Here is a 14,254-nt window from a genome sequence, read left to right on the forward strand (position 1 = left end):
TGAGTATCCAGGTGTAAGCAGATTTCCAGACGTATTTTTCAGGCTTTTCAGACATATTATTTATTCTATGGAAATTAAGTTGGCAATCAGTTTATAGGCTCCGGGAACACCTGCTGGTAATTCTCTGAAAAAGCTTAAGCCAGTATAAATATAATGTCCTTTTCCATATTTACCCACCAAAATGCTACTCAGTTTAGGCGTCTCATCTTTATCATGCATGGATAAAACAGGAGACAGTTCCTGAGACCACTGGTCAGGAAAATAAAGTCCGCGCTCCTGAACCCAGCCATCAAAATCTTCTTTCACGATGATATTCGGATAATTTAGCACCTGATGTTCCGGAGCGATAAAGGTCACTTCTGCTTTTTCTTCAGTGACTCGGTCACGAGAAATGCGCATGTCATAAGGCGCGATGTTATTGGTTTTCAGACCACGATTGGTATTGTACTGCACGATCATAGTCCCGCCTTGTTCTACAAACTGAAACAGTATATCCTGCTTGTAAGCTAAAGCCTCATGAATATTGTAAGCACGAATTCCCATGATGACCACGTCAAAGCCTTCTAAGCGTTCTTTTGTAATCGCCTCCGGAGCAAATTCTTCAATATAAAATCCAAGATCCCTTAGATTGCTTGGGACACTTGAACCCGCACCGCTAATATAAGCGACCTTTTTATCGCTGATTTGGATGTTGAGGTTTACCAGTTTAGCGGAAGAGGTCTCTACCAGATTGTGGACGCCAATATGGTCATAATCGATGGTCGACACTTTTTGGTTTAGTGTTTTATTCCCTAATTTCAATTCTGGAGTAACTTTTACCGCCTCAAAAGAAGTGGGCGTGACTTCAAAAGCAAAAGTTTTGTTTTCTCCTGTATTGTCCAGATTGACTTCATGAAATGCAGGCGAGACTTTCCAGTCTTTGGGAATAGCTAATTTTAATTGTCCGGATAAGTCATTCGTCAGGGCTCTGACATTGACTTCAATCGACTTTGTATTTGAATTTTTAAACATATAAACCGACTCTCCCAGACTTAGAGAAGCCTCGGGCAGTAGTTCAAAGTCCTGGTAAACTTCGCCTTTCACAGGGTCGTTATACTTGAAAATAAGAGGTTTTGTAATGCTGAATGCAGTTCCTTCTATATCAAATTCAAATGTAAACAGGAGTGGTTTGGGGCTTTCCGGGCGTCCAATTAATTTTTGATCACTTACCTTATAAATTCCCAATTCCGGTTCTTCTTTTAGCCAGTAAGGTGTTGTGAACTTTTCTTGTGGATTTAATACAAAGCCTCTTGAAAATTTATAATCTATGTTGTTTCCAAGGGCAGTCTGGTCGATAGCAAAGGCCTGTCCGGAGTGTTCAATTGACTTTAGCTGAATTTGTTCGGGACTTCTGTTGATAATTTCAAATTCAATACTAAGCTGGTCTCCTGGATTTGCAAAAGGAAGTTCACTTCTGGCTTCTATGAAAAGTCCCAGGCAAGCGGAGATGACAGATTCGATCTGGGCACTCTTTTGTGTTTTCCAAAATTCATCTGCTATGCCATCGATTAAGTTTTTAGCCTTTAGCAATTTTGGAACAGATTTCCACGGCTGTTTAAAATCAAATTCCTGTTCAACCTGATTCAGGATTTTGCCAATGGCCTTTCCTTCGGGAATTCGATTCCAGGAGGTATCTATTCCGGCAAAGGGGTTATTTCCATCGAGTTTATCTCCTTGGATAAGCTCGATATATTCTACTTTATCTCCGCGAGAACCCGTGTTGCCAAAGCCCTGGGATTTGTGCTGACTTCTGCTCAGCGCAGAAATTTCATTATTGGATAAGCCTTCCAAAGGATAGTAGGTGTTAATGTCCAATTCGATAAAATTGGTTTTGTCTGCCTTTTCAAACGCCTCCTGACTGCCATAAAACCACCAGGACGTATTGAAGAAAGCGCGTTTTGGAGCCCAGGCTTCTACGAATTTTAACTGTGACGTAAATTCATCGCTTTGTCCGGCAATCTCAAAGGCCTCTGTACTCAGGATGGCCGAAGACGTATGGTGTCCATGTGTGCTGCCTGAAGTTCTATGGTCAAACCTGTTGATGATAATATCAGGTCTGTGCTTTCGAATGGCCCAGACTACATCGGCCAGTATTTTTTCTTTATCCCATATCTGCAGAGTTTCTTCGGGCGTTTTAGAATAGCCAAAATCGATAGCTCTGGTAAACCATTGCTGTCCGTTATCAATTCTTCTGGCGTTAAGCAATTCCTGTGTCCTGATAATTCCCAGTTTTTCACCTAGCTCAGGTCCTATTAAATTTTGTCCGCCATCTCCACGAGTTAACGAAAGGTAAGTGGTTTTGGCATGCGTATTTTTGGAAAAATAGGTGATTAAGCTGGTGTTTTCATCATCGGGATGAGCAGCGATGTAAAGCACATTACCAAGAAAATTAAGGTCTTTGAGTTGCTGATAGATTTCAGAAGAAGATGGTTTTTTAGGTTCTTGAGCTGAATTGATAGTGCTTATCAATAAGAAAAGACTACAAAAAATACTTCTTATCATATTCAAAATTTTTAATCAAATATACAAGCCCCAGGGTTTTAAGCAGGTTTATTTTAATGCTTTTAACGGTCGGCATTTTCGGTTCGCTCAACTACAGCGTCTTTCTCGAGCAAACTAACCGATTTTTGTAAAAAAAGATTGTTGGGATAGGTAACCAACTCCCCTTCATCTGTTCTCAGGTGAAGCTGAAAGGCTTTGATGTCTTCAATAATGGCGGCTAAAGGAAAATCCTTGTCGTTAATTTGTATTTTATCCCCAATCTTATAGGGGAAATAGAAAAACATGATTATTCCTGACGTAATGTTGCTGAGTATGGACCAAATAGCGAAAAGACCAATCCCAATCACAGCGAAAATTGAAGAAAAAATGAAGGTTAACTCTCTCACTTCCACACCCCAGATGAGGAGTAAAGAAAAGATGGCGATAAATGAAACCAATACATTGATGTATTTATAGATAAGCCTTGTTCTGGCAAAGTTGAGTTCGTCTCTCTTGGCGGTTCGCTTTGCGGATTGTTTGAGCGCAAACCTAAGAAACAAAAGTCCTAAGACTACAATGCCTGTCCAAATGATCTGGTATTCGTACTTAAAAAAAATATCTTGTATCATATATTATAAACCTAAACTATCTCGCAAATGTAAATATTTACTCGAATTTTGTTGCCAATATTTAGTTATAAGAGTTTTTATTTTTGTTGCTGAAGACACTAGGGTATCCTTGGAATTATATTCAATCTCTTCCCACTTTTCGATGGCATAAGGGAAGGTTTTTTCCTGGTAGATGTTTACAGTTCTACCCAGGTCTTTATAAGTAATCCTGGTATGCAGAAAAGAGCCTTCAGTTTGTTTCAGCTCCGCCTCATAAGCTTTAAAATCTTTATGATTGAGCTGGAGGTAAGAAAAATCGGGCAGAATTTGCTGTGCTCCCAGTTCCAGTTTTTTAGGATTTATCCTCAGTTGAATCCATATTTCGTTTTCCGACAGTGTGGGTTCAATCACTAGCGTTGAATCTGCTTCGCCTTCAAAATAAGAGTGTGTTTCTACTTCAAATTGTCTTCGGTGATTGAGTTGCGCATAAGATTGCCCACACCATTCCTGAATGCTGGAACTCAGTTTTAAAAGAGGTGCTTCATAAACAACAGGCACAAATGTACTTTGCATGATGCTGTAAGGGTAAATTCCCGTGTTAAATTTCTTTAAAGCATTCAGTTTCATGACAGTGATGGTATTCTCAGATTGAGAATTTGCTTTCACCTGTGCGTCCTGCAGAAAATCTTCAGTTACAAAAATCATCATGGCTTTGCCCTCCCGTTTTTCGCCGTAGCGGTAAAACTGCAAGTCATAACTCGTCAACTCAGCTTTACCATCAAACCAGTAGGATTTAAACTCTGAAGTTAAATCTCTTTTGTCCTGAGTTTCTTTTATTGATTTTAGTTCGGATTCTACTATGGTTTCACAGCTTGTGAGTATAGCAATGCTTAAGATAAATAGATATTTCATAAAACCTAATTTATAAGTGAAAGTGCTTTGTAAACCTTGTGAATGGGAAATCCCATGACGGTGTAAAACGAACCTTTAATTTCCAGAATCCCTATTTGTCCAATCCATTCCTGTATGCCGTAAGCGCCGGCTTTATCGAAAGGCAGGTAGGCCTCGATGTAATGCCATATTTCTTCATCAGACAGGCTTTTGAATTTAACTTCAGTAGCATCATACAAGGTCTCAGTCTGTTTTTGAGTTTTGATGCAAACCGAGGAAATGACTTCATGAGTGGCATTCGAAAGCGATTGCAGCATTTTAAAGGCCTCTTCTTTGGTGCTTGGTTTATTCAGGGCCTTATCCTGATGCCAAACGATGGTATCGCCGGTGATGAGGATTTCGTTTGCTTTCAGATCATCAAACTGATCGGCTTTAAGCTGAGCCAGATAATCACTGATCTCATGGTGCTTTAGTTTGGGATCAAAGACTTCATTCACAGAGCGTAGTTCGACTTCAAAACTTACGCCAATGGATTTCAAAATTTCCTGACGTCTTGGCGAACCCGAAGCTAATAGAATGCGTTTGTCTTTTAGATTGTTCAATATCATAGGATTAAAAATGTAAGCATGGAACAAATACCCGTTAAAAATACGAGTTTCAAATGTAAACTGATCTTTTTATAATGGTTTTCAGAGCTTGCGTCCAGAACTTGTTTTGAAATCAGTATTAAGGGAAGGAGGATGAACACAAAGACATAAAATATCAGCAGATTAAGGGTAAGGAAATAGGACATGACTACGGATAGCAACACCAGAATTATAAATGTGAGTAAACCGAAGACAATATAATTGCAGCGTTTTTTACCAATTAAAATGGGCAAAGTTGTCATGTTACAAAAGTTATCCCCTCTGATGTCTTCTAGGTCTTTAATCAATTCTCTGCATAAATTCAGAAGAAAAGCAAGACAAGAGTAAACGCAGATAGTGAAGAAGGCTACCGGATATCGGTCTTCATTTACCAGGGCTGTTCCCATACAAAAGAGGCTAAGTCCCACCAGTAAGCTTACGAGAACATTTCCGATAAGGGCCAGGCGCTTTAACCAGATGGAGTAGGCTGCGAGTAGCAGCGGTGAAAAAACAAGTATATAAAACACAAGTCCAAACTGCTCAAAAGCCTGCGTCAAAAAAAGATAGAATGCCAGTCCCACGCCTATGGCATTGACCATAAAATAAAGCTGTAAAGCAGTTTGCCTGGAAATGACCCTATCAATCAAAAGCCGATCCGGTTTGTTGATGCTATCGGTGGTGATGTCAAAAAAATCATTGACGATATTTCCACCTGCAGCAATGCAAATAATGGAAATGACAAGCAGGGTATAAGCCAGCAAATCCATCTGTGTATTTGCGCCAAAACCAGGAATGAGGGCAAATCTTATAAGCGCTGAGGAAAAAACAAGCATCAGCAGATTTTTCCATCTTATAAGCTCAAGGATGTGCATAAAACTTAGAGGTTAGATCCTAATATTTCCATTTGCCCTGGGTTTTCATGACCTGTTCGATGAGGTCTCTTACGCAACCCTCACCCCCTTTTTTGTGAGAAACATAAGCTGAAATGGCCTTTACTTCTGGCACTGCATCCTGGGGGCATGTGGCTAATCCGAGCATTTTCATAGGATATATATCTGGAATATCGTCTCCCATATAAGCGACCTGTTCTGCTTTGATACCATATACCTCTAAAAATTCTTTGACGCATTCTACCTTGTCGTCAATGCCCAGATGAATATTGGTTACTCCCAGATCTCTGAGTCGGGTTCTCACCATTTCATTGGTTCCGCCCGATATAACGATGATTTCGTAACCGGCTTTTAGGGCTTCTTTAACCACAAAGCCATCTTTCACGTTCATGGTTCTTATCAGATCTCCGGAAGTAGAAATCTGAAGTGAGCCGTTGGTAAACACGCCGTCTACATCAAAGGCAAAAGTTGTGATTTGGTTGAGCAGTTCTTTATAATTTGTCATGTTTTTGTAAAATTGATTGTGTAAGTAATCGATAAATTTCTAAGTGGTTTTGATGCCTGAGCTGGCTCATATGTTTTTGAATGCTGCTTTCATCTTTTCTGATGGCTGGTCCAGTTTGAACATCAGAGGGAGAATTCGTCTGAACTTTTGCGGAAGTTTCCTGAATCAAAGCTTTTAAAATATCAAAAGGCATATCGTCTTCTTTGCAAATGGTTTCCCCAATGGCATAGAGGTGGTTGGTGAAATTGCACACAAAAACAGCCGCCAGGTGTAATGTTTGTCGCTGAGCGGAACTGATGTTAAAAACTTCAGATGAAATCGAACTGGCGATAGCTTTTAAAAGTTTCTCATGCTCTTCTGAATTTGCCTCCAGACAGAAAGGGATTTTAGAATAATCGAGCTTCGTACCCTTGGAAAAGGTCTGAAGCGGATAAAACACTGCCGAATTGGAGGCTTCCAAAATGGATTGACTCCCGGAGGTGTGGGCAATAACTCCCGTTTTAGTTTGAATTTGTTCAGCTATAGTTTTAATGACATCATCCTTCAAACACAAGAGGTATAAGTCAGCTTCCATCAATTCCGATAAATCGGTGGTGGTTGCCGTCAATTCTTCAAAAGCTTTTAAAGATTCGGGCTGATGATTATACACTTGAATCACATCGCATTTTTCTGAAGCTCGCAGGGCTTGAAACAGATGAGTCGCTACATTACCAGTACCTAAGATGACGATTGAAAACATTTTAAAAACTTTAGTTTTATGTAGCAAAGGTAAGGCTCATTTCCAATAATCAAATAAGTTGGCTTATAATCCTGGATAACGAAATGGGGTCGGTCTTAAAGAATAAGCACATACTTAAAAAAATAGCTAAAAATCATACGCTTAAGCTAAACTATTAACAGCAAAAATCAGAATTTTTTAAAGCGTTTAATTAACACAACTTCAACGTTCGTAACCGGGCCTAAGCTTTAGTAATCCTCCTGTAATGAGTATCTTTGTGACCGATATAAAAGAAATTATGTTAGAGAAAAAAATCAAAGATATATTGTTTTCTACCCGGCTGATGGCCATGTTATTTGTCATTTATGCCGTGTCCATGGCTGTGGGGACTTTTATTGAGAATTCTTATGCAACCGTTACGGCAAGAGAATGGATTTATGATGCCTGGTGGTTTGAGGTAATCATGGTCTTTTTTGTAATCAATTTTATTGGAAACATTTTTAGATATAAACTTTTACGAAAGAAAAAATGGACAACGCTTTTGCTTCACTTATCCTTCATTTTGATTTTGGTAGGCGCCTGGGTTACGCGCTATATTGGCGAGGAAGGAATCATGCCGATTCGTGAAGGTGAAGTCGAAAATGTTATGCTTTCTGAAGGCACCTATTTGACCACCTTTATAGATGGTAAAATCGAAGGCGAGCCTTTGCGGAAAAAACAGGATTTTGAAGTTAATTTGGGTCCTGCCATCACGGCGGGCAAAACCATTCAAACCGATTATAACGGGAATCCCATCAGGTTTGAATTTTTAGAATTTATTGCAGGTGCAGAAGAAGGGGTTATTGAAGCTGAAAATGGCGATTATTTCCTGAAGATTGTTGAAGCAGGAGATGGTGAACGGCACGACCATTATTTGAAAGCCGGCGAAGTTGCCAATATTCATAACATACTTTTTGCTTTCAATAAACAAACGGATGGTGCGATAAACATTTCCGGAAGCAATGAGGTAGGATTTACGATTACGTCTCCTTTTGAAGGGGACTGGATGCGTATGGCAGATCAGTTTAAAGGTCAGCTGGCTCAGGATTCCATTCAGGAACTGCAGATGCGTTCCTTATATAATGTGGGCGGAATGCAATTTGTAGTTCCCGATCCAGCCATCAAAGGGCGTTACGATTTGGTTCAAAAAGAAATGGTCAACCGAAGTGATCCCGATGGTGTGTTTGTGAAAGTTACGGCCGGCGGAGAGTCTGAAATCGTCGGATTGCTTGGAGGCCAAGGCTTTCAGATGGATATGAAAAAAATATATGTGGGAGGTTACGACATCTACATGAATTATGGCAGCAAGGAAGTCAAACTTCCTTTTGCCCTTAAGTTAAATGACTTTATCGCCGAAAAACATCCCGGAACCGAAGACAGGCCTCAGCCCAGTTATGAATCCTTTATGAGTAAAGTGGAAGTGGTAGATGGAAGCAATTCCTATCCCTACGATATCTACATGAACCATGTTTTGGATCATAAAGGCTATCGTTTTTTCCAGTCTTCGTTTGATCCAGATGAAGGCGGAACTGTTTTATCGGTCAATAACGACTGGTGGGGTACCTGGATTACTTACATAGGTTACTTTTTACTTTATTTAGGATTAATGGCAATTCTGGTAGACCGAGGATCCAGATTTGGAGAACTAAGAAAGAAATTGGAAAAAATAAAACAGAAAAAAGCAAAACTGACCAGCATCCTGATCCTTCTTTTCGGAATGTCAGGTTTTGCTCAAACCGAAAACGGAAACGTGGTTGAGGAGTCAGCACAGGTTCAGGATACCTTAGTTGCAGAGGGCCATCAGGGTGATGAGGTGATACATCAGGTTGAATCTGATAAGATCATCAAGATGATTCAGGCTAACAAAGTGAGTGCAGCACATGCTGCCAAATTTGGTGAGTTGATCATTCAGGATTATGGGGGGCGAATGAAGCCTATAAATACCTATTCTTCAGAATTACTGAGAAAACTCGGTAAAAAGGATGCGTATAATGATTTAAATAGCGACCAGGTTTTGCTCTCCATGATTGAGAATCCACAGATCTGGTATTCGGCGCCACTTATTTCCATCAAGACCAAAAATGACAGCATACATCATGTACTGGGTGTTGAGGAAAACATAAAATACGTGGCGTTAACCGATTTTTTTGAAATGGATGGCGAATATAAGCTGGGTGACTACCTGGATGAAGCTTATAAAGCTGCCGTACCCAACCAATTTCAAAAAGACTTCATTAAAGCGGATGAAAAAGTAAATCTGATTTATAACACCTTACAGGGAAAACAATTCAGGATTTTTCCTGTACCCGATCATCCCAACAACAAATGGGTGGCTTATCCGGAACTGGATGAGGAACGCTATTTTACCGGTGTTGATACGTTGTATACCAAGCAGATTCTTCCGTTATACATGCAGTCTCTGAGAAGTGCACGTCAAACTGGAGATTATGACCAGGCAGATGAATTGCTGCTCAGTTTAAAATCCTTTCAAAAGAAATACGGCGAAGAGGTCATTCCTGCAGAAGACAAAGTGGAAGCTGAGATTTTATATAATAGGATCGATATTTTCAACCTCCTGTTCCAGTACTATCTCTATGTGAGTTTGATTATGATCATTTTTGTGATCCTGAGAATTTTCAAAGAAAACAAACTTAACAAGTACGCGATTAACATAAGTAAAGTGCTGCTTGTTATTTTATTTACGGCGCATACGGCAGGACTTGCAGCCCGCTGGTACATATCCGGGCACGCGCCCTGGAGTAATGCTTATGAAAGTATGATTTATGTTGCCTGGGCAACCATGTTCTTCGGTTTAGCCTTTGGTCGTAAAAGTGATTTAACCATGGGTTCCACCGCTTTTGTAACCTCCATCATTTTGATGGTAGCCCACTGGAACTGGTTAGATCCTACTATAGGAAACCTCCAGCCTGTGCTGGATTCGTACTGGTTAATGATTCACGTGGCTGTGATCGTTGGAAGTTACGGACCTTTCGCTTTAGGAGCTATTATTGGACTGGTGTCGCTTATTCTGATTATAGCCACCAATAAATCCAATTTCAAAAAGATGAAACTGAATATCCAGGAGCTGACCATCATCAATGAACTGGCACTAACTGTAGGATTAGTTATGCTAACGATTGGAAATTTCCTCGGTGGTCAGTGGGCCAATGAAAGCTGGGGGAGATACTGGGGCTGGGATCCTAAAGAGACCTGGGCACTGATTAGTATTTTTGTTTACGCTTTTGTGATTCACATGCGCCTGGTGCCTGGTTTAAGAGGCCTTTTTGCCTTCAACTGGGCTGCAGTTCTGGCTTTTGGCTCCATTTTGATGACTTACTTTGGAGTGAACTTCTATCTGACAGGTTTACATTCCTACGCTAGTGGCGATCAGATTATCAGTTATCAGTTTATCATCATAGCATTGGTGGTATGGATAGTCTTAGGGGTTGCTGCTAAGTATAAGTATAAGAAGTATTATTAGCGGCTTAGTAGTCAGTAAAGAGGATTTTCAGTTTAAGATTCGCTTTTTATATTCAGTATTCAGTAGTTTGTTAGCCTGTGAGTACTAGAGTTGGAGGTACTAGGCTATAGGAGGTATATTTTTTTTGAGTTTAATTCAGAATTCTGTAGTCGTGAACTGCTGATGAGACGTTATCGTGATGAGGTTGCTGTTTGCCTTGCCTGCAAAGGCAGGTAATCCATAGAAAATGGAATCGAAGCCACAGACTTTAGTTGAAGAGCTTAATTTTAAATTTGACGTCCAAGAATTCCCCCTTTAGGGTTAAGGGGGCTTTTGATTTTACTCATTCCAGATTTCCCAGGCCTTTTCAGCTTGAGCGATAAGCATTTGTTCACCATTAATAATCTGAGCGCCGTTTTCTCTACCCTGAGCCAGAAAGCTTGTAATGGAAGGGTTGTATATCAAATCGTAAAGCAAATGTGTTTTGTCGATGAATTCGTAGGGAATGGGTGGAAACTGATTGACATCCGGATGGGTTCCCAGGGGTGTGCAATTCACAATAAGCTGGTGGTTTTTAATGATTTCAGCGTTTAATTCCTCATAGGTGAAATCTCCCTTTTCCTTATCTCTGGATACAAAATTGATATGATAGCCCATAGAAACCAAAGCATGTCGTATGGCTTTAGCAGCGCCACCTGTGCCCAAAATTAACGCGGAGTCATGATTGGGTGCGACAAGCGAGAAGATGGATTTGGTAAATCCAAAGACATCGGTGTTATAACCGATCATTTTTTTGTTATCAATTTTGATTGTGTTCACGGCACCAATACGTTCTGCCTGAGAGTCGATTTCATCTAAATAAGGGATAACGGCTTCTTTATACGGAATGGTGACGTTTAGTCCGGCCAATTCGATTGAATTGTTTACAATTTGCCTTATTTCCTCAATGTTTTCAATATCATAATTGATGTACTTAGCTTTAATAGCTTCATTATGAAATTTGGTGTTGAAATACGATTTTGAAAACGAATAATCTATATTTTTTCCAATAAGTCCGTAGGTTGTCATAGGTTTTTTGTTTTTCTTAAGTTGCCATACCAGGCAAGGCCTAAAACTATTAAAATTCCCAATATAATAAAAGAGAAAGCTAGCCAAGTATTCATTGATGACAGGTCTGGCCAGTACCTGACATAATTATCCAAAACAGGATTTCCGCTGGTATCTTTTACAATTTCTCCCGCTTCATTGAGTTTGAATATCTTTTCTTTCCAGGGCCAAACTACACCTAAACTTCCGGTTATGAACCCAATGATGATAGAAAAGGTGATTTTTTTATAGTATTTTAAAACATAATTCAGCAGATGGGAAAACGTGACTAACCCAAATAAGGAACCTGCCGTAAAAGACCCCAGGACTTCTAATAGCCGTATCCGCTCAGGATTATCTGTAAAAGAGAAATTGAGCTTGATTATTTCCGTTAAGGTATCGTAAAGGGCGTTCACAGAATCTACCAGCAATAAAACATAATTACCCAGTAAAATCAGAATAAATGAACCCGATAAACCGGGAAGGGTCATTCCGGAAACGCTTATGATACCGCAGAAAAACACGAAAAGCAAATTGTCATTTTCTGTAGCAGGTTTTAAAAAACTGATACTTACACCCGCTATAACACCTATGGCAATAAACAGGATGGTGCTTAATTTTCTGACCTTAAAGTCTTTACCGATGTAGTAGATAGAACCGATTATCATCCCGAAAAACGTAGACCAAACGTATAATTCATAATGCTGGATCAGGAAATCTAATAATTTGGATATACTGAAGTAACTAAACACCATTCCCAAAATGAGAATGCCCAGAAATTTCGCATTGATGTACTGAAAAAAACTTGAAAACCTCCCATTGATGAGGAGTTTAAGCGATTTTAAATTGATTTTTTGCAGCGAATAAATAAACTCTTCATAAAACCCGGCAACAAAAGCGACCACTCCCCCGGACACCCCTGGCACCTTATTGGCAGCTCCCATGGCAAGTCCCTTCAAAAACAGAAAAATCTTGTCACTAAACGTCCTGGTGCTTTGCATGGGAAAGAGGTTGTTTTTCGGCTATTTTTTCTAAAAGCAATATCAGTAAAAATCCTAGGGCAGCAGCAGTAATAGCAGAAAATAATTGTGGATCGCCCTCAAAATGTTGTGGTAAAACAGAAATATCATCCAAAATGACGAGTTTGCCTTTTATTAGTACAGAATCCATCACATTTTTCCAGGGCCATATTTTATTCAGGGAGCCAGCGATAAAGCCTGTAAGGATTGCTAAAGTGACCAATCTGAAATTTGTAAAAAGCCATTTCAATATCCGAGAAAAGCTCAATAGCCCTATGATAGCTCCAAGTCCAACAAGACCTATCACCTGGAAGTTGAATTCTGATACAGCTTCGGTAATCGTTTTGTAACTCCCCATTAAAACGAGGATAAATGCTCCTGAAATTCCCGGCAGAATCATAGCGCAAATGGCGACGGCTCCACATAACATAAAGTAAAGAGGATGGTCCATACCCTGGGCAGGCGCCATCAAGGTGATGCCGTAAGCGATCCCAAAGCCAAGAAGTGCAAAAACTACAAGTTTTAGGGTCCATCTGTCAATCTGCTTGCCAACATACCAGACACTAGCCACTACCAATCCAAAGAAAAACGACCAGACTATAACCGGATAGGTTTCGAGCAGATAATTGGTGAGCCTCATCAGGGTGAATACACTCATAAAAATACCGATTAACAAGGCCAGGATAAAGTTTCCGTTTAGCTGCTTCCACATGGTTGTGAAGCCCTCTTTTTTCCAGGTTTTTAACAGGCCCAAATCCACATTGGCAATAGTGGTGACCAGTTCTTCATAAACACCTGTAATAAAAGCGATGGTTCCTCCTGAAACTCCAGGGACAACATCTGCTGCACCCATGCCCAGACCTTTTAAGCTAACCGTAATGTAGGATTTTAAATTTCTTTTCATAAAGGATTGATAAGTTCAATACTCATTTTGAGATTGGTTTTTTTATTTGGAATCTTTGGTCAATTCAATAAATAAGCTTTCAAGGTTTTTGTTTTTTTTGTGAAGTTCAATAATTTTTAAACCCTTATCGTGAGCGAAATCAAAGACATCTGGACGTTTATCCACGCTAGTGTCAAAGGTGATTTCATATTTGAATCGGGTCGTGTTTTTTACCTGAACTACTTTTCCTATTTCCTTTAAAGCGACTTCTTCTATTCTGTAATTAAATTCAACTTCAATGACCTGCTGACTGGCATCGTTGAGGTCTTCCATTTTTTTATCGGAGACAATTTCACCTTTATTGATGATGATGACCCGGTCACAAATCGCTTCTACTTCCTGCATGATGTGGGTGGATAGGAGGATGGTTTTGTCTTTACTTATAGACTTAATCAAGTCCCGTATTTCGATAAGCTGGTTAGGATCCAGACCGGTGGTGGGCTCGTCCAGAATCAAAATTTCAGGATCGTGAAGCAGGGCAGCGGCCAGACCCACCCGTTGCCTGTAGCCTTTGGACAATTGATAAATCCGCTTGCCGGTTTCCTGGCTGAGTTTGGTTTGCTCAATCACCTTATCTATTCGCTCCTTAGGTGTTTTAAAAATTCTGGCGTGAAAATTAAGGTACTCCCTGATATACATCTCCAGATAAATAGGATTGTGTTCTGGCAAATAACCGATTTGTTTCTGGATGTCTGTTTTTGCTTTTGTGAGTTCTAGTCCGTTGATGCGGGCTTCACCAGAACTGGGACTTATAAATCCGGTCAGGATTTTCATAAGCGTAGATTTGCCTGCGCCATTAGGTCCGAGCAAGCCCACCACTTCACCTTTAGACATCCGGAATCTGATATCCTTCAGGACAGACTGATTCTTATATGACTTCGAAATGGAGTTGACTTCAATCGACATCTTGAAACTTTTTGTTCAAAAATACAAATTATATCTCTTCACA

At 39.9% G+C, this 14,254-nt stretch carries 12 protein-coding genes; 1 reads left to right on the forward strand and 11 read right to left on the reverse strand.

Going from position 1 to position 14,254, the window contains the following annotated elements; genetic code table 11:
* Positions 1-60 precede the first annotated feature (60 nt).
* The 7 genes from G3567_RS03545 to G3567_RS03575 form a co-directional block, all read right to left on the reverse strand.
* The gene (locus G3567_RS03545) at positions 61-2,541 is read right to left on the reverse strand and encodes a PIG-L family deacetylase (protein ID WP_164003949.1); all 2,481 of its coding nucleotides are present in this window, start codon (positions 2,539-2,541) and stop codon (positions 61-63) included.
* 62 nt (positions 2,542-2,603) lie between these two features.
* A complete protein-coding gene (locus G3567_RS03550) occupies positions 2,604-3,149 on the reverse strand; it encodes a mechanosensitive ion channel domain-containing protein (RefSeq protein ID WP_164003950.1) in 546 nt (181 codons plus the stop codon).
* Positions 3,150-3,152: 3 nt separating this feature from the next.
* On the reverse strand, positions 3,153-4,040 hold the full coding sequence (locus G3567_RS03555) for a septum formation inhibitor Maf (RefSeq protein WP_164003951.1): 888 nt from the start codon (positions 4,038-4,040) through the stop codon (positions 3,153-3,155).
* Positions 4,041-4,045: 5 nt separating this feature from the next.
* The gene (locus G3567_RS03560) at positions 4,046-4,627 is read right to left on the reverse strand and encodes a Maf family nucleotide pyrophosphatase (RefSeq protein WP_164003952.1); all 582 of its coding nucleotides are present in this window, start codon (positions 4,625-4,627) and stop codon (positions 4,046-4,048) included.
* Positions 4,624-5,478: a geranylgeranylglycerol-phosphate geranylgeranyltransferase gene (locus tag G3567_RS03565; RefSeq protein WP_235923461.1), complete on the reverse strand. Its 855-nt coding sequence runs from the start codon at positions 5,476-5,478 to the stop codon at positions 4,624-4,626. Before G3567_RS03565 ends, G3567_RS03560 begins: the two co-directional genes overlap by 4 nt.
* Before the next feature lie 58 nt (positions 5,479-5,536).
* Positions 5,537-6,040 (reverse strand): KdsC family phosphatase, encoded by a 504-nt coding sequence (locus tag G3567_RS03570; protein ID WP_164003954.1) that lies wholly within the window; start codon positions 6,038-6,040, stop codon positions 5,537-5,539.
* Positions 6,027-6,779, reverse strand: a complete 753-nt coding sequence (locus G3567_RS03575) for a Rossmann-like and DUF2520 domain-containing protein (RefSeq protein WP_164003955.1) — start codon at positions 6,777-6,779, stop codon at positions 6,027-6,029. Before G3567_RS03575 ends, G3567_RS03570 begins: the two co-directional genes overlap by 14 nt.
* A gap of 277 nt (positions 6,780-7,056) precedes the next feature.
* On the opposite strand from G3567_RS03575, the gene ccsA reads away from it, so the two are divergent.
* Entirely contained in the window at positions 7,057-10,278 is a 3,222-nt protein-coding gene (gene ccsA, locus G3567_RS03580; protein WP_164003956.1) for a cytochrome c biogenesis protein CcsA, read from the forward strand.
* A 318-nt stretch (positions 10,279-10,596) separates the two neighbouring features.
* On the opposite strand, the gene G3567_RS03585 is transcribed toward ccsA, so the two are convergent.
* Genes G3567_RS03585 through gldA form a run of 4 tightly spaced genes read right to left on the reverse strand, consistent with a single transcriptional unit; the run spans position 10,597 to position 14,211 of the window.
* The gene (locus tag G3567_RS03585; protein WP_164003957.1) at positions 10,597-11,325 is read right to left on the reverse strand and encodes a shikimate dehydrogenase family protein; all 729 of its coding nucleotides are present in this window, start codon (positions 11,323-11,325) and stop codon (positions 10,597-10,599) included.
* Positions 11,322-12,344, reverse strand: a complete 1,023-nt coding sequence (locus G3567_RS03590; protein WP_164003958.1) for a DUF368 domain-containing protein — start codon at positions 12,342-12,344, stop codon at positions 11,322-11,324. The genes G3567_RS03585 and G3567_RS03590 overlap by 4 nt, the downstream gene beginning before the upstream one ends.
* Positions 12,322-13,266 carry a DUF368 domain-containing protein gene (locus G3567_RS03595; protein WP_164003959.1) on the reverse strand — a complete coding sequence of 315 codons (945 nt, stop codon included), beginning with the start codon at positions 13,264-13,266 and terminating at the stop codon, positions 12,322-12,324. Before G3567_RS03595 ends, G3567_RS03590 begins: the two co-directional genes overlap by 23 nt.
* A 42-nt stretch (positions 13,267-13,308) precedes the next feature.
* Positions 13,309-14,211, reverse strand: a complete 903-nt coding sequence (gene gldA / locus G3567_RS03600; protein ID WP_164003960.1) for a gliding motility-associated ABC transporter ATP-binding subunit GldA — start codon at positions 14,209-14,211, stop codon at positions 13,309-13,311.
* Between the last annotated feature and the right edge of the window lie 43 nt (positions 14,212-14,254).

The organism is Psychroflexus aurantiacus (assembly GCF_010820555.1).
GTDB classification, from domain to species: domain Bacteria; phylum Bacteroidota; class Bacteroidia; order Flavobacteriales; family Flavobacteriaceae; genus Psychroflexus; species Psychroflexus aurantiacus.

Coding starts and splice junctions, on each gene's coding strand:
- G3567_RS03545 (WP_164003949.1), bottom strand. CDS start 2,541: ATGATAAGAAGTATTTTTTGTAGTCTTTTCTTATTGATAAGCACTATC.
- G3567_RS03550 (WP_164003950.1), bottom strand. CDS start 3,149: ATGATACAAGATATTTTTTTTAAGTACGAATACCAGATCATTTGGACA.
- G3567_RS03555 (WP_164003951.1), bottom strand. CDS start 4,040: ATGAAATATCTATTTATCTTAAGCATTGCTATACTCACAAGCTGTGAA.
- G3567_RS03560 (WP_164003952.1), bottom strand. CDS start 4,627: ATGATATTGAACAATCTAAAAGACAAACGCATTCTATTAGCTTCGGGT.
- G3567_RS03565 (WP_235923461.1), bottom strand. CDS start 5,478: ATGCTTGTTTTTTCCTCAGCGCTTATAAGATTTGCCCTCATTCCTGGT.
- G3567_RS03570 (WP_164003954.1), bottom strand. CDS start 6,040: ATGACAAATTATAAAGAACTGCTCAACCAAATCACAACTTTTGCCTTT.
- G3567_RS03575 (WP_164003955.1), bottom strand. CDS start 6,779: ATGTTTTCAATCGTCATCTTAGGTACTGGTAATGTAGCGACTCATCTG.
- ccsA (WP_164003956.1), top strand. CDS start 7,057: ATGTTAGAGAAAAAAATCAAAGATATATTGTTTTCTACCCGGCTGATG.
- G3567_RS03585 (WP_164003957.1), bottom strand. CDS start 11,325: ATGACAACCTACGGACTTATTGGAAAAAATATAGATTATTCGTTTTCA.
- G3567_RS03590 (WP_164003958.1), bottom strand. CDS start 12,344: ATGCAAAGCACCAGGACGTTTAGTGACAAGATTTTTCTGTTTTTGAAG.
- G3567_RS03595 (WP_164003959.1), bottom strand. CDS start 13,266: ATGAAAAGAAATTTAAAATCCTACATTACGGTTAGCTTAAAAGGTCTG.
- gldA (WP_164003960.1), bottom strand. CDS start 14,211: ATGTCGATTGAAGTCAACTCCATTTCGAAGTCATATAAGAATCAGTCT.